We start from the raw sequence: 19,923 nt of genomic DNA on the forward strand, positions 1-19,923 counted from the left end.
GGAGAGCATATATTTCGTACCAATACTAGGAATGCTGCGAGTGACTGGCTTATGAAGCCTTTGGAGCTACGCGCAAACCGATGTAGCAATATAACGTGCCATCTGGCAGCTTCGAGAAGATGACAGGCATCCACGCTTCATTGAAGGAAGGACCTGCGCCTGCACCCGCAAAGACCGTATCTGACACGGGTACTAGCTCCATCTCTAACGGTGGTGAAAGGTCCTTCATCCCATCGACAAATTCGTATACAAGATGCGGTTTACCTTCTCGTTCTGTAACTGTGATAATTACACCTTCACGTTTATAAGTACCGATATACGGCGTAAAGTCCACTACTGGTGGTTGTGCTGCTGGGGCGAAAGCTTCCGGCATTTTCACGCCAGCCAGCTCGTCAAGCAATTCTCGGAACAATGCCGCATAAAGCATACGTGCTCCTCCACCGTTCGTCAACAAGGCGATAGCCACACCTGCTTCTGGTACCGCACGTAAATATCCGTACTGTCCAATCGATGCGCCATCATGTCCAAATCCCCTAATACCGTCCCAATCATATAAGGTCCAACCAAGCCCCCATCCATCGGAACTAACTGTCCACTTATCAGGCACTATGACTTCACATTGCTGCATCGCCGCAACTGTTTCAGCTCTTAGCACGCGTGTACCATCTGGCGCAATACCGCTGTTCATATGCATTTGTGCGAGCCTTACCACGTCTGCTGCGGTTGCACAAACCCTACCTCCTGGACCTTGCGAACGCGGCATAGGGTCCCATGAGAATGCAGGCTCTGGCTCCTCTCCCGCCTTGCCTAAATGACCCATTGCCGCTCGAAAACGCAATACTTCCTCAGGCAAAGTCATTGTCCTCGTAAGTCCAAGCGGGCTAAGCAGCAGCTTTTTCAGTGCTTCGTCCCAAGTTAGACCCGTTAACACTTCTGCTATGCGCCCTAATACGGTATATCCTATTCCGCTGTATGAGGTAGCCGTTCCTGGCGGGCAATCTAAAGCCACGCCTTTACAAGCCTCAACATAGCGCGCTAAGCAATCATCTCCACGTCCGCTGTTATAGTTGAAGTCACAGGTCAACCCGCTGGTATGACTCAGTAACTGACGAACCGTGATCGTATTTGTTGCCTCTTCATCCGCAACCTCAAATTCAGGCAGCACCTTTTTTACTGGTACATCTAAATCCAAAGCACCGGAATCAACTAATTTCATCACGAGTGTAGCCGTATAGATCTTAGCAATTGAACCGAGCTGAAATACCGAATCCGTTGTTGCTTCGACCCCAGTCCCACGGTGCAGCACACCGCTTGCCAGTTCATAAATGTTCCCACCTGTAAGCACAGCCAATGTCGCTCCAGGAACGCGATACGCAATACGCAGTTCATCCAATCGCTGCTGCCAATGAGTAAGATCAAACGCAGCAGCACCGTCACCAATTTTTCCGTTGTAAGTCATTATCATTTCTCCTTCCTCAAATGGGAACTTCGTTACTGAGAAATCATTTTTACTAACCAATCGGTCAACATGATTGTATTCTATGATAACCAGTCGGTCAATATGTTTTTTTCCTTTTCGTGGATTATATTTGGAAACTGCTGCAAATCAAACAAAAGCAACCTTATCCCCGCTAGAACAGGAATAAGATTGCTTAGTCAGCATTGTTATTTAATTTTGTTAGTTCCGTTATTAAAGGTTCAACTTAATCCTATTTCACATTCACGCATTCCTGCGTTCCACTAAATTTATACCTACTCCGAAGAAAATCACGGTCATCAGCAGCAGTTTCGCCAACGGCAAGTAGATATCCTCCCAACCTTGCTGATACATAGATACGCCGATAAAAGCATCCATTGCATGTTTGATTGGGAATAGTTCACTAATTAAGAGCATAATCTCGCTTGTAATCGTGCCTGGAGGCATGTAGACCCCACTCAGCGGGGGCATAATCGGGATGACGGACGAGAAGAATGCTTTAAACTGTTCAGGTTTCCTAAACATAGCCGTAAACAGCATACTCATGGCAACTACGCTAAGAATATACAGTACACTTATCGTTGATAAAAACACAAAGTTTACTCCAAGATCGTATCCTAGCACGTATTTGTATATGACGAATATAATCGCAATTTGAATAATCCCTATAATTGTACTGTACGTCAAATGACCAAGATACATTTCTGTCTTTGTTACAGGCGACAAGATAACCCGATTCCAAATACCGGATACTCTTTCGGCCGTTACCGCATTCACCTTAAATCCTACTGTGAACATGACGAGGAATAACGTGAATCCAAACAGCAGCTGCAAACGCATATTGTAGCTCTTTAACTCTTCGCCAGTTGGATTGCTGGAATGCAATGTTAAAGGCGGTTGTTCCAGATATACCTTCATCGACTCACGGAACTGTACTGCATCATTTGAATGCTGCGTAACTGCATTGAACTTAAGCTCCTCTGTATAGATGACCTGCAGATGCTGCTGCACCAAATTTGCATTTCCGCCCTCCACAATCGAAATGATGCGATAGTCGTTTTTTAGCAATTTAACCGCCATATCCGAGCGACCTTGTTTGACATCGGCCAGCGCCTTTTCTTCACTTCGCAGTGTGAAGTCAAATGATCCTTTTTCATTTAAACGATCCACCCACTGCTTTGCTTCAACTTCTGTCAATCCTTCCCCGGTAAACGCATCGATCTTTATTTGCATACCTGTACTGGAGCCAAATAGTAATGACGCCACAATCGAAAGTACGCAGAAGATTAGTACGATATAAGGGGAGCGTTTTTCCTTCATCCATTGCGCCAAAAATACGGGTACCATCTAGATTCGCCCCCTTTTTGGAAATATCCAGACGCTAAGTGCAACCGTTACAGTCGTGAATGCGACTAGACCCATTATGCCTTCTACCGCTATTGCCCACGACTGTTCTTGAATCCACTGGACCATCGTCGACAGCCAAAGTCCATTCGGTGTCCATCCCCACAATTGCTGCATGCTATCTGGCAGAATATATACGGGAACGAAATTTCCACCTACCATCCCAAGGACAATTATAAATGTATTAATAATTCCATATGCTATATCGGCATTCATGCGCAGCATGAGAGCTGTAAATAACCCCGACATCGCGGCAATAAATACGCACAGCATGACCGTTAGCAAGATGAATCCGATCCAAAATTGCAGAGGAAAATCTGGAAATACATTCAGAGTGAAATGAGATACAGTGAAGACAAGCAGCAGCTGCAAAAAGGCAAAAATAAATGTCGCACTTATTTTACCCATTAAATAGGATAGCGGATGACTACCTGACAGCAAAATTCGCTGAAACACTTGCTCTCTCTTTTCGGTTATTACTTTACTTGCAATCGCTACAGCACCGAACAACGTAAATATGAGGGTAATAGAAAGGGTGAAATATTGCGAGGTTGTTACAGTGTCTATTCCCTCAATTTGCTCCACACCACCTACTGCTGCGATAACGGGTTTCCAAGCCATCTGACCTTGCTTTACAGCCTCAGATCCAACGTTGGCAATCGCCGCATCAGCATTCACCTGACGCATAAAGCCTTCAATCATACCTTGTAGAACACTTACCTCTTTAGTAGGATCTTCAGCTATGAGGCTGATCGCCGCACCTTCTCCTGCGCCGAGAAGCATCTTATCCAATACATTTCTTGTGAAGCCTTCCGGTAAAGTAACAATGGCATGAATCTCTTCTGCCTTCAGCTTCAACAGCGCTTCCTCTTCATTTAACTGGGTCAGTTCGATTATTTCTGCAACTTGTTCATTTGCAAACACGTACTTTAGGAGATTGGCAGGATGAATCTCTTTCGCAACGCCGATTAGCTGAACCGCTTTCTCTTCTGATATCCCTCTAGCTGCTAGTGAATCTTGAAATTGCCTCAGTCCATTTTCCACGTCATCCTTTACAACATATCCAACCTTCACTTTTATCGATGATGTTGCATTTCCCATCCAGTTAGGTAATAGAAATCCCATAACTACAATCATAATAATAGGCAGGATAAGTGGAATCAGTATTTGCTTACGATCCCGGCAAAAGACAAGTATATCTTTCTTGAAAAATGCATTCATCTGTATCCCCCTCTAGTCGCGCAGGGTTCGGCCGGTCAAATGAAGGAATACATCTTCCAAGCTCGGCGTCTGCACATGCATATTGTTGATCTGTACACCATGACGTTCTGTACACTGTACAATCGCACTAAGAACTCGGCTTTGTTTCGTGACGATTAGCTTTAGACCCTGCACGGTTTCTTCGACGTGACGCACGGAATCAATGGCTTGTATCCCAGCTATAACGGCTTCATTGTATCCGTCCAATTGAAGCAAAATGGTATCCTCGCTGGACAAGATGCGACCCAGTTCTTCTTTTGTACCAGACGCGATTACTTTGCCATGATCCATGATGTACATACGATTACATAGTTGTTCGACTTCCTCCATATAGTGGCTCGTGTACAGAACCGTCGTACCTTTTTCTCGATTCAACAATTTGACCGTTTCTAAAATATGATTGCGAGACTGAGGATCAATACCTACCGTTGGTTCATCCATAATGACAATTTGCGGATTGTGCAGCAATGCCGCAGCGATGTTTATTCGCCGCTTCATGCCGCCAGAATACGTCTTAATAAGCTCTTTCTGCCGCTCCCGAAGCCCTACGATTTCTAGTACCTCCTGAATTTTGTGTTCCAGCATGGATTTGGGCAGTCTGTATATCCGGCCGAAAAAGACCAAGTTCTCATATGCACTTAGCTCCTCATACAGTGCAATATCTTGCGGAACTACACCAAGCACTTTGCGAATTTCTTGAGGATTTTTAACAATGCTCTTGCCATGCAGACGTACATCCCCATGTGTGGGAACTAGCAGGGACGAAATCATAGAAATGGTAGTAGACTTCCCCGCTCCGTTAGGGCCTAATAATCCAATCGACTCTCCCCGTTCCAAATAGAGATTTACATTGTCTACTACCTTTTTACCTTTGAAGCTTTTACTCAGCTCAACCGTTTCTAACACATGACATCCTCCTTTTAAAAATGATGTTGTACCGCTTTATGAATCAAGTTTATAAATAAAAAGACAGTGCTCCCACTGTCTCCCGTCATTACATTTATGTAGAACCATGACCTTAGTCATGGTCGTTCAGACAACATTATGCCTAATGGCGTAAATCGCTAGCTGCGTCCGATCTCGAAGCTCCAGCTTCTCCATAATCTGACTGACATGATTTTTCACCGTACCGATAGATAATGCCAGCTGTTCCGCAATCTCTTTGTTGCTGCGCCCCTCGCCAATAAGACGAAGGATTGTCAGTTCTCGCGGTGTAATCGACGAATCTACCTTACGCTGCTCGCGCTCAGATTGCAGTAGTCTCGGGATTACTTTAGCGGCGACATCATCCTGCAAAGCCATACCTCCAGATAGACAGCTACGAATCGAACGTATTAATTCCGAAGGGTCTGCGTCCTTGAGCATATAACCGCTCGCACCGCTTTTAAGCGCTTCGAGCGCATATTCATCATCATTAAATGTTGTTAGGATGAGTACTTTGCTGTTAGGCCAGCGCGAATGGATAATTCGTGTTGCTTCCAGCCCGTTCATTTCCGGCATGCGAATATCCATCACGATGACTTCGAACGAGTGCGTTTCACAAAGTGAAATTGCTTCTCTGCCATTCGCTGCTTCACCGGTAACACACAGTTCCTTGTCCGTTTCAATCATCATTTTCAAGCCATGCCTTACCATTGCTTGGTCTTCTGCCAATAAAATTCGGATCACTCGACTCCACCTCTCTCTTTTAGGATAGGAATGACACCACGTATGATGAAAGAATCTGGATAAGCAATTGCCTCCAATGTACCGCCCACTTCTTCCATTCGCTCCCGCATCGCTCTTAGACCAAATCCTTCACGAACGACGACTTTACTTTTCAGACGATTCATTACTTCAAATCGGAAAATCCCGCCGCCAGGAGCTTCGAAAGTAATCGTTGCTTCTCTTGCCTCGCTGTGCTTCATCAGATTCGTCAAGGCCTCCTGCACTGCCCTGTACACAGCAAACGACTGCGCAGCATTTAACGGAGCGGATAAAGCACCATGCTTTACGGTAAAATTGACCCGCATAAATTGCTCGGCTTCCAAGCGCCGAATCATATTAAGAATCGCTGTGAGTCCCCCTGTCTCCTGCTGCTTCAGTGATTTGACCGCGCTTCTCGTCTCCTCCAGACTCTCTTTGGCAAGCTCCTTGAGCTCATTAACCCGTGGGACGAGTTGACTATCCGTATTCTGTAATCGAAATACTTCCAGCTGCATCAGCAAAGCGGTCAGCTTGTGCCCGACGGAGTCATGAATATCTCTCGCGATCTGTGTGCGTTCTTCTTGCCTTGCCACTTCCTCATCCGTGGCAAGGCGCCGTTTCATTCTACGATATTCACTGAGCAGCGCATCATTGCGCTGTTCCAGCTCTTCCATTTTTGTTTTCACCACATGATATACGGCAAGTCCAGCTGCATGCATACCCGTATACAGTACAGCAAACATCGTAGGATAAGCAGAGTAGCCTATCCATCCGAGAACTAGTAGATTTCCTGCTAGCACCATTCCAACGATGCTCGCATATAGTGGCGGCAATTGATAGACGGCCTTCCCTGCAAGCAAGGAATAAATTAATAGCAAGTAGAGTACTTGCTCTCCAGACTGCCCCTTCCATAACCCCACTGTAGATAAAAGAGAAGCCGCAATTAGCATCGCAGTTAATCCATATGGATGCTTGCGCAGCAGCGCAGCCAAGAAGTAACAAGTGAAAAATGCTGCAATTACAGCGAGCCTCCAAGGCATCATCGCCTCTTCGATCGGCATGCTTAACCAGGCGCACAGCCAAGTCGCCATTAGAAATAAGAGCCATATCCAATACGAGCGCATAGGCTGCCTCCTTCGTCATCCTTACTTTCCCTCAATTAGGTAATTATAGGTCATGGATGATTGACTCGGCAATAATCTTTGATAGGTTATCCATCTTTTGTCCACCTCATGGAGGCTACGTTCAGTCGGATTGTATTCAGATTGTCTACGATTGTGGAGAGCGAAACGCTTCAGGCATTACTAAAAAGGTTACTTTCAAAAGTCAAAGAGCCAATCTTTGATTTTCGCAAAAATTGGCTCTTTCTTTGTCATTATGAACGTTTAACAATCAATAATCTATAGCTTGTATCGTTAACATAACCCTTAGCTTTAACATAGTATTTTTGATTAGCAATCAGGTCTGCACTAATTTGATCATCTTGGCCCTTACCATTCCTTGAGCTGTCCAGTAGAACTTCGCTTTCATTGTAAAGAAACAGGTCAGCGTCCTCACTAGCAGATATTCCAGACAGTGTAATACGATACCTACCACTTTCAGAAGGAATAAAATAAAAATATTGCTCCTGTGTATCATAAATCGACCGTGCCACTTCAGAGCCTAAGTGAATTTGTACAGCTCTCCCAAAATTATAATCCGCAAACGCCGTACTTGCTGAACCCACAATCATCACTGCACCTAACACGCTTAATAACATTTTTTTCATTGCCAAGACCTCCTGATCATTTTCACTAAGATTAAGGATTGCTCCTTGGCTTTATATTAATATAGATCCACTAAATAGATTAGTAGACTAATATGACCTTATTTGGTAGTTTGATTACCTCTTTGTGAGTACAAGCTATAATTGTACGTGTCATTATCTGCTAGCATACGGATATGTGATCCGTTAAATGGACTTTTGGGCTGTTTTGGGAAGGATATTGTTTAATAGTAAGTCCCACAACGCAGCTACCGTGCCCCCACGCCGTTGCCTTGATTTTGCTTCACGTTGCCTGGGGTTACGCCCCAATGTTTGCGGAACACTTTGGTGAAGTAACTAACGTCGCGGTAACCGACGCGGTAGGCAGCGTCATAAACTTTAGCGCCTTCTAACAAGATATGCTTCGCCCGCTCCATTTTACGCTCAATAACATAGGTCGAGAACGAGGTACCCATTTCCTGCTTAAACAATCTGCTCAAATAGGAAGCGTTAACAAATAAACGTTCAGCGACCCCGTGCAGCGTCACTTCCTGCTCCATCTCTTCATTTACAATTTGGACAATGCATTGCACTGTCTTATTTCGAACACCTTGTCCCGCACAGTATGCCGCTTGGTACGGTATGGCGATCCCGCTGCCATAAATATGGCGCTGCTTCAAAGCGGCTCGCGCTTCATTATACTGTGCACAAATCGTTTCAACCGTACCAACACTTCCGCAAATACCTGCGCTTGCCGACAACTGTAAGCATACACGGATGTGACCTAACAATTTTTCCAATAAAGCATGAACTTGAATGAGGCCGTCTACAACATTATTTTGTAACAAAAAAATAATGTCAACCTTGCCATTCTGCTCCGCATAAACCCAACATTGATGCCCCGCAAGCCAAGTCTGCATCATCGAAGAAAGCACAAATGTTAGCTGTGAACGCAACCCAACGTCACTACGTTCCGTAAATGGATCGTCCAATTCAATCGTAGCAACCGCGTAATAACAATCCATCATGAACCCAAGCTGCAGGTCATTATTTAACACTCCTAATCGTTCACGCTCATACTTTCCATTTAAAATGTCGCAAATCGCACGATCTCGCACACTAGGCAAGTAATATTCCCATTTTTCTCGAAGCAACAACTGCTCACGCTGCTGCGCCCACGTCTCTCTTAATTGATTAGCGACATGTAACACGTAGTCTAATATTTGCTCTGCACCTGCCGGCTTAAGCAAGTACAAACTAACACCGAACTCCATCGCTTTCTGAGCAGATTGAAAATCGTCATGCCCGCTCAGTACGATCATTTTAATATGCTCATGATGCTTACACACATGTTTTGCAACGACCAATCCACTTAAATCTGGCATCTCAATATCGAGCAGCACGATATCTGGCTGTCTTCGTTCGATTAATTGGAGCGCTTGTGCACCTGTTTCGGCTGCGCCTACAATTTGAATACCATGCTCTTCCCACGGAATGTAATAAACTAGACTGTTGCGAAGTCGCTCTTCATCTTCTACGATAAGCAAGTTCATACATGCGCCCCCATTTTCTATGTTTAACGCAAATCATATAAATAGAACCCGTTATTTGTAATGAACAGCAGCCCAACATTGCTTGAGCGGAAGTTCAATCGTAATGGATGTACCTTGATTCTCTTCACTATGGACGTTCATCGTCGCATCATTACCATAAACCATTTTAAGCCGTGACATCACGTTTCTTAATCCATAAAATTGCCCATCGTCCACTTGCTTCATGCTTGCAGCACATGTTGGCGTTTGTATCGTATGTAGCACATCTTGAATCATCGCAAGGTTGTTTGGTGTTATCCCTTTACCATTATCCTCTACTCGCAGGATGAGACGATCGTCTATCGTGTAACCAGAAATCGTTAACTTACCATCTGAAATTTTAGAGTTTAGACCGTGTAGGATTGCATTTTCAACTAGAGGTTGCAGCAGCAGTTTTAATAGAGGAATGGATTTACTGTCATCCGAAATATCGTACTCCACTTCAAATTTGTCCAAAAATCGGATTTGCTGTACACGAACGTAATAATTCAACTGTGTCATCGTTTCTTCGACTGTACATGTACTCGCGCCTTTATGTAGACTAGCACGATAAAAAGCCGCCAAGTTTAGTACCATGTCCCCAATTTCGTCTGCATCGTAATGTTTAGCCATCCAATAGATCGAATCGAGTGTGTTGTACATAAAGTGAGGATTAATTTGTGATTGTAAGAATTTGAGCTCTGCCTGTGTAAGCTGCAATTGCTGCTCATAATGACCTTCAATAAGCTCTTTCTGATGCGCCGCCATCTGGTTATAAGCTACCATGAGAAAACCAAACTCATCTTCGCGATCACTCTCTAGTCGAACGTCGTAATTGCCACGCATCATGTTACGCATCGCGCGCGTTAATTTATCTAACGGTGCAACAATACGTGTATACACTCCCCAAGCAATCAAGATTGCCAATATAACGCTAACGATAATAATGAGTACTGTGAAAAAGTTTATATGCTCGGTTTGAGCTAACGATTGCTTCGTTGGATCGTGATATACGATGCGCCAATGATAATTATCGGTGTATACCACTTCATCGCATTCTTCATTGAAATGACCTGGAGGTGGTTCAGGTCCAACACCTGTAATAAGGATACCCTGCTTTGAATACAAATCAATGCGCACAGATTCATGTCGTTGAAGTGGCCTTAATTTCTCATTTAACACGCTCTCTTTTATAGTCGCAAACAAATAACGTTCCGCATTTTCCTCATCGTAATCGGTCATTTTTCGAATAATTGAAACGCCCTCTACATCAGATACACGTGCTGGAGATCCGTATAGAAGACTTTCTGTGTTATCTATAAATATAGGACCACGATTTATCATTTTATAAATTTCGGAAGCTTTTAGCTGTATCTTCCACCTACTTTCTCGCCGCGCGCCAAATTTAGTTGAAAAAATCGTTTCCAATTGAACATCAATGATGGATATGTGCGAAAAAATAGCATGCGGAGACAATTCTTTTTCTAAATGATCGAGCAGATCTCTCTCATCAACAGGAGATGATGATGGTTGAAGCTTCATCATTTTAAGCTTCGCAATCGTGTCTTCATCTCTTGCAAAATCGAATGACAAACTTTCTATTGATTCCACCACATCGTCGATAGACATAGCTAGCATATCAAGTTGGATGCTCGTTGTTGCATCTGTTTCATCGTTTACAATTTGCTGTGTGCGAAAATTAGTATATAAACTTACAACGATTAACGGTACAATTACGATTAAAAAATAAACGGTTAGGCGCAATTGTGTCCGTTTTAAATATTGTTGTCTCGCTTTGCACCACAATCGCGTTACTTTTTGTTTGCACGATTTGATGCATACCATTCGTTCACTTCCTTCGTAATTTGGTCGCCACCAAGCGCTTTCCACTCGTTAACGTAACGATCGAACTCATCCATTGAAGCTTGTCCACTAATCATTTCATCGAATACATCTTTCAACTGCTCAAGCTGTTTATGTTGCGACTTCATCGTCGGTGTCTGATAGGATGTAAATTCACTTTCAACAGCGAAACGTTCCGCCTTACGTAAATTTTCAACCAGCGCTTTGTTCTTCTTAAAGCTCACTTCGTATACTTCTCGATTTTGTACATTAGCAAGGATGGCATACATGCCGCGATATCCTGCTTTTTTATTTTCATTTGAATCGTAAACAATCTCTTCACCCTGTCGCTGCCACACTTGATGCTCAAAGCCCATATCTAAAGTTTCTCTGCCTTCTTCAACGATAAAATTTAACAATTTTATAACTTCGGCCTTATTGGCACTATTTTTAGGTACAAGTTGATATCCTTTGACTAAAGGGAGCGCCTTCGTGCTCCGTTCTCCATTCCTTCCAATCGGAGCATCAATTGCTATCCACTCCGCTTCAACTCCGTTTTTACGTTGAAGATCATGAATTAATATTCGGTGATCCCACGAGCCAGAAAACATACCAACGTTATTATCAACGATCGTATGATGCAGCCAGTCTGTTCTTGTTGACGAAAATGATATAAACGGTTTTACCAATTTCTCTTTATTTAATGCTGCAAGAAAGGATATGGCTTCTTTCATTCCTGGCAAAATATTCGCATATGCTAATTGACCATCAATGTTTATCCAGTGGTCAAATTGAACACCAAAAGCGCCTAATAACGGACTAGTTTGATTTAAATGTGGCATCCACGTTATACCGTAGGTATCCGCCTTCCCGTTGCGATCAGGGTCTTGCCTCGTAAAAGCATGAATGACATGTGCAATCTCATCTATCGTTGTCGGAATGTCTAAATTGAGGTTATCAAGCCAATCTTTTCTAACATAAATCACCTCTTCACCACTTGCATCATTCGAAGTTGGGATTGCATAAATGTGACCATTAACACGAACGGTAGCCCATGCCTCTTCTGGAATATACTTTTGCAGATCAGCTCCATACGACGCAATAAGCTCATCTAATGGCGCTAGCTCGCCACGTTCTACTAAATCATAAAAGGTTTTAGGGACATATGTAGTAAGCATATCAGGAGGAGTTGCATTGGATAATTCCACTTTAAGGGTATCTTCATACGTAGTTACAGGCGGCATTTTAACCCGAATGTCGATGTTAGTTTTGTCCTCGATATAATGTAAGTATGGATTGTTGTTTTCGTCCATTCCTTTAGGAAAAGTAAAGTTTAAACTATGTATAACAATTGATGCAGATTGGTGATTAGGGTTCACTTCTTGTGGGGTTAACGGGTTGGTGTTTCGTAGATCAAACAATAGTTTTGCAAACCAAGTTGCACTTGCTACCAAAATAAGAATCGCAAACAAAACGATAAGCTTGTTTACATGCTCCTTTTTAATACGAGAAGCACCTCCTAGTAATAGTAAGTTAATCCATATGATTCAATCAATTACTACTATAGCACTATAATAAATATACTTCAAAGAAAAAATAAATTATATTGGAAAACAAGGTGTACTCAATGCAGGCGCTACAGTTGGAATTACTACGTTCAGTAATATTGAACTAAATCCCATTAAAGGGATGCTGATTACTTCATTTCGCATATTGAACCTTGTTTGATAATCGCCACCAAACAAAAAAGCCGGCACAATTAAGCGCCAACCTTTTTCTCTACTTATTCAATTGGAAGCAACCCTATCACGTTTAAGCAAAGATAATAATCGCCAACGGAATGACGTACCACAGTATAAAATTGTACATCGCGAGCCCTTTTAGCCACCATAAAGGTTCCGTCTTCACAAAGCCCGCTCCCCAACTGTACCTCAATACAGCTTATATCAGTTCTTTTCGCTGTTTTAATCGTACGTACAAAATGAAGCTGAATACTGCGCAAATCGCAGCACATAATCCAATAAAGCCATAGCCAGCCTGCAAGCCACGAATTAAGCCAATTTGAGTATCGGCACCATACAACTGTTTAACAAGCTCAATAATACCGCCAATCATGTAATTGCCGATGACGCATCCGATTCCCATCAACGTGACGGTAAACGTAATCGCTGTATCACTTTCATTCGGATATCGTTTTGCAATAAACGCCATAACGGTTGGGTAAATCATCGCGATTCCTATGCCAGCAGCAGCAAATAAGAACGCAAACTTCTCTCCTCCCCAAATTGCCAAAAACGTACAGATGGCCGAAAATGCCGAAAAGATGATCAACGATAAATTGAACCCTATTTTATCTGTCACGGGACCCAACACAATTCTCGCCAGTGCAAAACATAAGAAAAAGGCAGAAAGCAAGCCTGAAGCAGCCACGGTATCCCACTGATATGCTTTCTCTAGGAAATTAACCAGCCAGCCTCCTACCGCAAGCTCAGACACAACGCCAAAGGACAAGATCAGCACCATAAACCACAACACCGGATCTCGCATTAACTGTTTAAACGGTACCCGCTCCTCTTGTGAGAGATCATCTCCCGGAAATGAGCTCCGCCATGCTAATATAATCGGCAGAATAGATAACGACAGCATGATCAGGTACATGCCACGCCAATCAAGCGTATGACCGAACACCGTTACTGACATAAGTCCAGTAGCCATCAATGGCGCCACCGTAGAGCTAAGCCCATAGAAACCATGTGATAAATTCATCATCATGCCTGTATTTTTAACGAAAATGCGTGCACCAAGTATCGCCAGCGCAATCTCCAGCATGCCATTCCCAATATACATTAGAAAATATGATGAGGCGAACAACGGATAACTATGCGAAAAATAAATACAAACTCCCGACAGAAGCATCGCGCCAAAGGCAGTAATACTTACAATTTTAATACCCCATATTCTTGTTAAAAATGCTGTGAACGAACAAGCTAGCAAGTAACCTAATGCATTGAGTGACAATAATGTGCCCAACTGCGCTTCATTAAGCATGAAGTCGAATTGAATACGTGGTATTGCCGGTCCTTTAATATTTTCTGAAATGCCAAATATAATGAAGCCTAGAAAGATCGTAGCCAACTGCATAGCATAGATCCTCTTATGCTTCTTCAAATGCTGCTCCACTCCAAAAATCCCCCAAATTCTCATGATCTCTATTTAGTTATATAGGCATATCTAAAAATAGTAACCTCTATATGTAATAATTTCAATAAAAATTCCTATCTTTCTAGAGAAAAAACCTCCTATTCCAGTCATCGGAAAGGAGGTATACATTGATTAATTATGCTCGATCGAGTCTATGAAACGATTAATCTGGTCAGACATTTCTTTATATTGCGTCCAGTGCAAATAATGATGCCCTTCTAGCGGGATCAGTTTGCTCGTTTTCACATGACTTAGTTGTGATTCATAGAAGGTCAGATTTGTTTTCCCTTCCACGCTTACCTTGTCTTTTCTCTCCCTTGCGAAGAGCATAACAGGTAGATCTGGAGAAAATGACATGCCTTTCGTCTTTACAATGGTATTTTGCATTTCGTTTGCTTCATTGACCACATTATTATTAGCACCTTTCCATGCAGAAAGGAGTGTCGTCATATTAAGATTCTCATCCGAATACGTTCCTTGCTCTGCTTCTGGCAGAAACTGATCAGGCGAAGTATAGGATAGCAATCTTGTAACCCCAGCTGGAGCAAGCATACCCATATACGAAGGCATAGTTGGAGCAGGTTCATTAAAATACTCCAGCGCTTGTGGTAAAGTAATATCATTCCCGATAATGGCTTCGACTTCTTCAGGGTATTGATTCGCATAGTACATACTATATATGCCAGATACGGAATGAGGCATTAAAATATAGGGCCCTACAATATTAGCTTTCTGCAAAGCCATTCTTAGTTCCTCTACAATATTGTCCACACTTCGTTCCTTATTCGTTTGATCACTCCAACCATATCCGAAGGGCTCTACAACAACCACTTGATTGCTCCTTGCCAGTTCATTTATTAACGGCTCAAAGTCCAATACAGGTGCCGATGTTCCTAGGCCCGGCAACAATACGATAGTATGTTCACCTTTCCCTTTTGTGTAAACATGCATGTTCTTCCCATCTACTTCAACAAGATGGCCTGGGGCTGGATGCTTACTTTGCTCATAAGCAGTCATTGCATGATGAAAACCAACCCAGCCTAACAGGAATGCAGCAATTACAAGCAACGTATTTCTAGTTATAGTCCATGCTTTATTTTTCTTCTTTTTTGTTTGTACGATATGTTCCATGTTTCTCTCACCTCTATACCTATCATAGTCAGCCAAGGTTAAGAGAAGGCTCAAGCAAATTTAAATTCCGTTTAAAAAAGGTGTATTTGAATGGGGCCCAAGAGCCTCCCTTCAAATACACCTTAGTTTCGCTGGATGATAAATTCTAGCGCCGATTATACAGTATCGTCTACAGCATCTTCCATACTTTCGCCAGCCATATTACCAATAGCTGCACCTGCAACGCCGCCTATAACTGTACCTACAGGACCTAGTACAGAGCCTACTACGGCGCCTATCGCACCACCGCCAACCGTTCCTGCAACTTCTCCTGCATTCATATCAGCTGCATCGGCCGCATCACGATCAGAAACATGATTATTATTGTGGTTGTGGTTATGGTTGTTGTGGTTATGATTATGCTCGTGTTTCTTAGACATTCCTTTCATCCTCCATTGTTATCATTTGAAGAATTACGATACTCATGCTTGGCATCGTAGTTCCACGGCATAGGTTGCCCTAAATGAGTTGAAGGAATTCATGACCATTCATACACGTAGGTCCTGCTATCGTTTAATAGGATTTACGATAAACGAGTTTGCGAAGCAGCACTTCAGCAGGCCCTCGGTGCCCTTTTCTTTCTAACAAGACAGAAATAACTACAAGAATCAGCCAAGTTAAAATGCCAATGAAAAAGATTTCGAAGCTGTGAAAGTACTTACCTAATCCAAAACCCCAGCTAGAAAGTAATAAGGCAAGTATAATGGAATGAAGCAAATAACTTGTAAGCGAACGCTGACCTGTTGCAACTAATGCCTGAACAATCTTTCCGCGACTGCCAGCTGCGCTGATGCGGGCACTGATCAAACCGAACAAAGCTATATATCCGATTCCCCCGAATATTCCACTAATGGAGTGCAAAGCTGTGAGATAAGTGGATTTCTGCCAGAAACCAAATACCGTTAACGCCAATGGTAATGCACCTAATATTGATACCGTGATACCTATAATACTTATTTTCTTAAGCAAACGCTGGTTCTGTTGCGGAGCTTCAAGCAAGCGTTTGTTGCCTGCCCAAACTCCTATCAGCACCGGAATGATAAGCGGCATAGCTATCAATGAATAGACGACCCAGAATGGGTATTCAAATAAGCGCTTCTCAATAGCCCCTCCATACGAAGTTGCTAGTGTAGAATAATCCAACATCGGAGCTCCAGCTCCTCCTGATAATAACCAGGCTTGAGTGAGTAAAAGGCTAACCATAATGAGGCTTAACCAGCCAATAACACGAAGCAGTTTTCTTTTCGGGGCAAACAGCAAAAATCCGAATAGTAATCCAACGAGTCCATACACGGTAAGAATATCAAATGAAAATACGATCAAAGCATGTATAGCTCCAAACAATATCATGTACAAACATCGACGGCGTATCAGTTTGCGAGTGGTTTGCTGCGAAGTACCTGCAGCTAACTGACGAGTTACAATCATCGCGAGACCATATCCAAAGAGCACAGCAAACATCGGATAAGAGCGAAGATCCACAATCATCATCGTTGCAAATTGGATGATATTATCCAGCAGGTCTCCTCCTGATGGATGATTCAAAGTTCGATATTCCGCATTGTTTGAAATGTACAAAGGTACATGGGCAATGCAAATTAGTAAGAGCATCATTCCTCTCGCCAAATCAGGTGCGATTGAACGTTCATGCTGTGCTACCGCCCCTCGTGCAGCTTTCTTTAATCCTTCTTGACTCATAACTAGGCCCACTCCATTTCGACAATCTGAACATGTAGATTGAAGTTGAAGAAAGTGTGACTGACCTGTGCTCAGACCTTTTAATTTATGAATGAACAATTCATTCATTTTTAAGTATAGGCATTATTTTCTATCCGTCAATCCTTTTTTATCCTGTTACACAGATTGATTTGATGATCCAAATATGTTTAAATTACCTCAACATGACCTGTGAACCGGAGTGTGAGAATGGATGCCCCCATTAAATGAAGAACAATTAGACCAGCTCCGCGATGAACGTAGAGAGCAAATTAAATATGCAGCGCTACGAGTATTTGCCTGTTATGGCCTCTGTGGTACAAAAATGAGTATGATTGCTTGCGAAGCCGGCGTAAGCCAAGGGCTCTCCTACCGCTATTTTAAGTCAAAAGATGAGCTGTTCGTTGAATTGATTGAAGAAGCGATGAGAGAAGCATTGGAAGCGGTCAAATATGTTAGCGAGCAACCAGGAACACCGACGGAGTTAATGGCTATGATTACAGAGGGAATGCTCGAAGAAAATAACAAGTATTATTTTATGTTGGTTCAGCAAGCACGTACGTCCGAAAATATGCCTGAGCGTGTGAAACAGATTTTTGAACAGTATTCGAATCAAGCTATTATCGATCAATTAGTTTCTATTTTCATAAAAGGACAGGATGCAGGAGAGTTTATCGCTGGCGATCCTCAGCAGCTGTTGTTCTGGTACTTCGCCCTCATTAGCGGTCTAATGCTGCAAGTTCAGGAAAGTGATGGCTACGGTCTTCCCAATGCTACATTTCTTATGCGAGTTTTATTGAAATAAGACTGCTTCCAAAATAAAAAAACCGCGATAATCGCGGTCTATACCATACATAAATGTTAGTAAGGCATGCCTATACGTTGTTATACGTATTTGTTGTGCCTTTTATTACTTTCCAGCTACTTTCCAGTGTATCTAGCAAAGTGAACAATACGGCATTCGATAAAATTAACAATCGTGGCTGTGCAGCCATTTCATGTGCAGCTTGGACATACATCCCCGCTTCAATTTCGTCAGCACAATTTTCAATCAACTTCTGAATGCTTCTGTCACTGGATTCCAAATGAAACTGCAGACCAATGACATGATCCTCATATACAAATGCTTGATTTATGCAGCCTTTGCTAAAAGCCATTTTCTTCGCTTTGTCTGGAAGGCTGAACGTATCCCCATGCCAATGAAAAGGTACAAATTCATCAGGAAAGTATTTAAAAATTGTAGACTGCTTCGCCTCTTCAGTCAGCTTTACGGGGAACCATCCGATTTCTTTATGTTCATTTTTGTACACCTGACCACCGATTACTTCCGCAATCAATTGTGCGCCCAAGCATATTCCAAGCACGAACTTGCGCTGCTGAATCGCTTCTTGAATAAATTGTTTTTCTTCAACAATCCACGGAAACGACGATTCATCATATACCCCCATCGGACCGCCGAGAATGACAAGCAAATCAAACTCCGCTGCGGACGGAAAATGTTGATTTTCATACACCATCGTACTTGTTATGGTATGTCCCTTTTCCTCTGCCCAAACTCCTATTTGCTCGATCGATTCAAAGGGAACGTGCTGCAAATAATGTATTCTCATGTTTGACTCCCCCATTACTTAACCATCCTATGAACTGAGTATAAAGATGCTTATTTCGATTAACAATTCAATTATTGATATAGAAACGATAGGTATTACCTATCGTTTGTGTCGATCTACGCATTCCATTCATATCTAATAGCTATTTATAGAAATATCACTCATAATGATAGTAATTTTCTTTACGTGGAATTCGATCATGGATGGACAGAGAGGAAAACCTATGGAACTAAAGCAATTAGAATACTTTATGGCCTTATGCCGAGAGCTAAACTTTACTCGTGCCGCGGAAAAACTCGGCATTGCACAGCCTTCTCTAAGCCAGCAGATTCGTTTACTTGAGCATGAGATCGGCATGCCTTTATTTGATCGCATCGGTAAACGAACGGTTATTACAGAGGCAGGCAAAACACTGCTGCATCACAGCTACAATGTGTTTCACGAATTGTCTCAAGCACGTGCCGCCATTAGCGAACTGCAAGGATTGAAACGTGGAACGTTAAAAATCGGCGCACTCCTAACCGTTGTAAATTACTTACTTCCGCCTACTGTCATTGGGTTTCATAACAATTATCCGAATGTTGAACTGTCCGTATTGGGGATGCGCACAGGTGATATTTTTGAGGCTATTTTGCAAAACGAGCTAGATCTAGGCATTGTATTCCTTCCCATGGAACATGATGATTTGGAAACGATTCCGCTGTTTAAGGAGAATCTTGCATTAGCAGCGCCAATCGATCATCCCATCTCGCAGCAGCCATTTGTGACACTTGAATGTTTAAAAGAAACGACGAGTGTGCTGCTGCCCGATACCTACTTTTTACGTCAGCTAATTAATGAGCAATGCCGCGCACTTGATTGCATACCTAAGCAAGTCATTGAAATGACCACGATGGAGTCCATCATTAACATGGTTAGCCAAGGTGTTGGCGTTACCATTTTGCCGAAAGGCTATCTCGACTATATCGCCAATCCGCATATTCGAACGATTCCCATTCAAGAGCCTGCGCTGACAACTGAAATAGGTCTTGTATATCGGAAAAACAAATATTTATGCGCAGCAAGCCGCGTATTTATGGAGCAATTGCTCGCAACCATTAAAAATGAACATTTAATCTAAAATAATCATTAGCGGCAACGTATTTAGGATGTGGAGGCATATACGACATACCTAATCGCCACATCCTAAGTACCTTCGTATTATCGATGACACACTTCGCTTGTAGCTGCTTAAGTGAGCAG

Annotated in this window: 17 protein-coding genes; 2 read left to right on the forward strand and 15 right to left on the reverse strand. The window is 42.7% G+C overall.

The annotated features are described in order from the left end of the window. Positions 1 to 49: 49 nt before the first annotated feature. The 14 genes from FPZ44_RS10740 to FPZ44_RS10805 all read right to left on the reverse strand — a co-directional run bounded on the left by FPZ44_RS10740 (position 50) and on the right by FPZ44_RS10805 (position 17,053). On the reverse strand, positions 50 to 1,459 hold the full coding sequence (locus tag FPZ44_RS10740) for a serine hydrolase domain-containing protein (protein WP_222429799.1): 1,410 nt from the start codon (positions 1,457 to 1,459) through the stop codon (positions 50 to 52). Between the two features lie 261 nt (positions 1,460 to 1,720). Next, positions 1,721 to 2,824, reverse strand: coding sequence for an ABC transporter permease (locus FPZ44_RS10745; RefSeq protein ID WP_144990034.1), 1,104 nt, complete (start codon positions 2,822 to 2,824; stop codon positions 1,721 to 1,723). Then, complete coding sequence (locus tag FPZ44_RS10750) at positions 2,825 to 4,102, reverse strand: ABC transporter permease (protein WP_144990036.1); 1,278 nt, start codon at positions 4,100 to 4,102, stop codon at positions 2,825 to 2,827. Positions 4,103 to 4,114: 12 nt separating this feature from the next. Continuing rightward, positions 4,115 to 5,047, reverse strand: coding sequence for an ABC transporter ATP-binding protein (locus tag FPZ44_RS10755; protein ID WP_144990038.1), 933 nt, complete (start codon positions 5,045 to 5,047; stop codon positions 4,115 to 4,117). A 126-nt stretch (positions 5,048 to 5,173) separates the two neighbouring features. Continuing rightward, on the reverse strand, positions 5,174 to 5,809 hold the full coding sequence (locus FPZ44_RS10760) for a response regulator (RefSeq protein WP_144990040.1): 636 nt from the start codon (positions 5,807 to 5,809) through the stop codon (positions 5,174 to 5,176). Beyond that, positions 5,806 to 6,951: a sensor histidine kinase gene (locus tag FPZ44_RS10765; protein ID WP_261378284.1), complete on the reverse strand. Its 1,146-nt coding sequence runs from the start codon at positions 6,949 to 6,951 to the stop codon at positions 5,806 to 5,808. Before FPZ44_RS10765 ends, FPZ44_RS10760 begins: the two co-directional genes overlap by 4 nt. A 251-nt stretch (positions 6,952 to 7,202) precedes the next feature. Then, positions 7,203 to 7,595, reverse strand: a complete 393-nt coding sequence (locus FPZ44_RS10770) for a PPC domain-containing protein (RefSeq protein WP_144990042.1) — start codon at positions 7,593 to 7,595, stop codon at positions 7,203 to 7,205. Positions 7,596 to 7,840: 245 nt separating this feature from the next. Further along, positions 7,841 to 9,124, reverse strand: a complete 1,284-nt coding sequence (locus FPZ44_RS10775; RefSeq protein ID WP_144990044.1) for a response regulator transcription factor — start codon at positions 9,122 to 9,124, stop codon at positions 7,841 to 7,843. Between the two features lie 51 nt (positions 9,125 to 9,175). Continuing rightward, positions 9,176 to 10,987 (reverse strand): cache domain-containing sensor histidine kinase, encoded by a 1,812-nt coding sequence (locus FPZ44_RS10780; RefSeq protein WP_144990046.1) that lies wholly within the window; start codon positions 10,985 to 10,987, stop codon positions 9,176 to 9,178. Then, positions 10,954 to 12,405 carry an extracellular solute-binding protein gene (locus FPZ44_RS10785; RefSeq protein WP_144990048.1) on the reverse strand — a complete coding sequence of 484 codons (1,452 nt, stop codon included), beginning with the start codon at positions 12,403 to 12,405 and terminating at the stop codon, positions 10,954 to 10,956. Before FPZ44_RS10785 ends, FPZ44_RS10780 begins: the two co-directional genes overlap by 34 nt. A gap of 520 nt (positions 12,406 to 12,925) precedes the next feature. Continuing rightward, on the reverse strand, positions 12,926 to 14,125 hold the full coding sequence (locus tag FPZ44_RS10790; protein WP_261378378.1) for an MFS transporter: 1,200 nt from the start codon (positions 14,123 to 14,125) through the stop codon (positions 12,926 to 12,928). Between the two features lie 192 nt (positions 14,126 to 14,317). Continuing rightward, positions 14,318 to 15,316: an alpha/beta fold hydrolase gene (locus FPZ44_RS10795; RefSeq protein ID WP_261378285.1), complete on the reverse strand. Its 999-nt coding sequence runs from the start codon at positions 15,314 to 15,316 to the stop codon at positions 14,318 to 14,320. 155 nt (positions 15,317 to 15,471) lie between these two features. Continuing rightward, on the reverse strand, positions 15,472 to 15,735 hold the full coding sequence (locus tag FPZ44_RS10800; RefSeq protein WP_144990052.1) for a glycine zipper domain-containing protein: 264 nt from the start codon (positions 15,733 to 15,735) through the stop codon (positions 15,472 to 15,474). A gap of 133 nt (positions 15,736 to 15,868) precedes the next feature. Next, positions 15,869 to 17,053 carry a DUF418 domain-containing protein gene (locus FPZ44_RS10805; RefSeq protein WP_186785994.1) on the reverse strand — a complete coding sequence of 395 codons (1,185 nt, stop codon included), beginning with the start codon at positions 17,051 to 17,053 and terminating at the stop codon, positions 15,869 to 15,871. A gap of 232 nt (positions 17,054 to 17,285) precedes the next feature. Between FPZ44_RS10805 and FPZ44_RS10810 the strand changes: the two genes are divergently transcribed. Continuing rightward, complete coding sequence (locus FPZ44_RS10810; RefSeq protein ID WP_144990056.1) at positions 17,286 to 17,876, forward strand: TetR/AcrR family transcriptional regulator; 591 nt, start codon at positions 17,286 to 17,288, stop codon at positions 17,874 to 17,876. 70 nt (positions 17,877 to 17,946) lie between these two features. On the opposite strand, the gene FPZ44_RS10815 is transcribed toward FPZ44_RS10810, so the two are convergent. Continuing rightward, positions 17,947 to 18,681 carry a type 1 glutamine amidotransferase gene (locus tag FPZ44_RS10815; RefSeq protein WP_144990058.1) on the reverse strand — a complete coding sequence of 245 codons (735 nt, stop codon included), beginning with the start codon at positions 18,679 to 18,681 and terminating at the stop codon, positions 17,947 to 17,949. A gap of 223 nt (positions 18,682 to 18,904) precedes the next feature. Here FPZ44_RS10815 and FPZ44_RS10820 point away from each other — a divergent pair, with 223 nt between their 5' ends. Beyond that, positions 18,905 to 19,801, forward strand: coding sequence for a LysR family transcriptional regulator (locus FPZ44_RS10820; RefSeq protein ID WP_144990060.1), 897 nt, complete (start codon positions 18,905 to 18,907; stop codon positions 19,799 to 19,801). Positions 19,802 to 19,923 lie beyond the last annotated feature (122 nt).

Source organism: Paenibacillus agilis, from assembly GCF_007786455.1.
GTDB classification, from domain to species: domain Bacteria; phylum Bacillota; class Bacilli; order Paenibacillales; family Paenibacillaceae; genus Paenibacillus_B; species Paenibacillus_B agilis.

Excerpts from the sequence above, each read along its gene's own strand:
- FPZ44_RS10765 (WP_261378284.1), bottom strand. The coding sequence starts at position 6,951 with ATGCGCTCGTATTGGATATGGCTCTTATTTCTAATGGCGACTTGGCTG.
- FPZ44_RS10775 (WP_144990044.1), bottom strand. The coding sequence starts at position 9,124 with ATGAACTTGCTTATCGTAGAAGATGAAGAGCGACTTCGCAACAGTCTA.
- FPZ44_RS10795 (WP_261378285.1), bottom strand. The coding sequence starts at position 15,316 with ATGGAACATATCGTACAAACAAAAAAGAAGAAAAATAAAGCATGGACT.
- FPZ44_RS10770 (WP_144990042.1), bottom strand. The coding sequence starts at position 7,595 with ATGAAAAAAATGTTATTAAGCGTGTTAGGTGCAGTGATGATTGTGGGT.
- FPZ44_RS10810 (WP_144990056.1), top strand. The coding sequence starts at position 17,286 with ATGCCCCCATTAAATGAAGAACAATTAGACCAGCTCCGCGATGAACGT.
- FPZ44_RS10750 (WP_144990036.1), bottom strand. The coding sequence starts at position 4,102 with ATGAATGCATTTTTCAAGAAAGATATACTTGTCTTTTGCCGGGATCGT.
- FPZ44_RS10800 (WP_144990052.1), bottom strand. The coding sequence starts at position 15,735 with ATGTCTAAGAAACACGAGCATAATCATAACCACAACAACCATAACCAC.
- FPZ44_RS10820 (WP_144990060.1), top strand. The coding sequence starts at position 18,905 with ATGGAACTAAAGCAATTAGAATACTTTATGGCCTTATGCCGAGAGCTA.
- FPZ44_RS10745 (WP_144990034.1), bottom strand. The coding sequence starts at position 2,824 with ATGGTACCCGTATTTTTGGCGCAATGGATGAAGGAAAAACGCTCCCCT.
- FPZ44_RS10780 (WP_144990046.1), bottom strand. The coding sequence starts at position 10,987 with ATGGTATGCATCAAATCGTGCAAACAAAAAGTAACGCGATTGTGGTGC.
- FPZ44_RS10805 (WP_186785994.1), bottom strand. The coding sequence starts at position 17,053 with ATGAGTCAAGAAGGATTAAAGAAAGCTGCACGAGGGGCGGTAGCACAG.
- FPZ44_RS10790 (WP_261378378.1), bottom strand. The coding sequence starts at position 14,125 with ATGCAGTTGGCTACGATCTTTCTAGGCTTCATTATATTTGGCATTTCA.
- FPZ44_RS10815 (WP_144990058.1), bottom strand. The coding sequence starts at position 18,681 with ATGAGAATACATTATTTGCAGCACGTTCCCTTTGAATCGATCGAGCAA.
- FPZ44_RS10740 (WP_222429799.1), bottom strand. The coding sequence starts at position 1,459 with ATGACTTACAACGGAAAAATTGGTGACGGTGCTGCTGCGTTTGATCTT.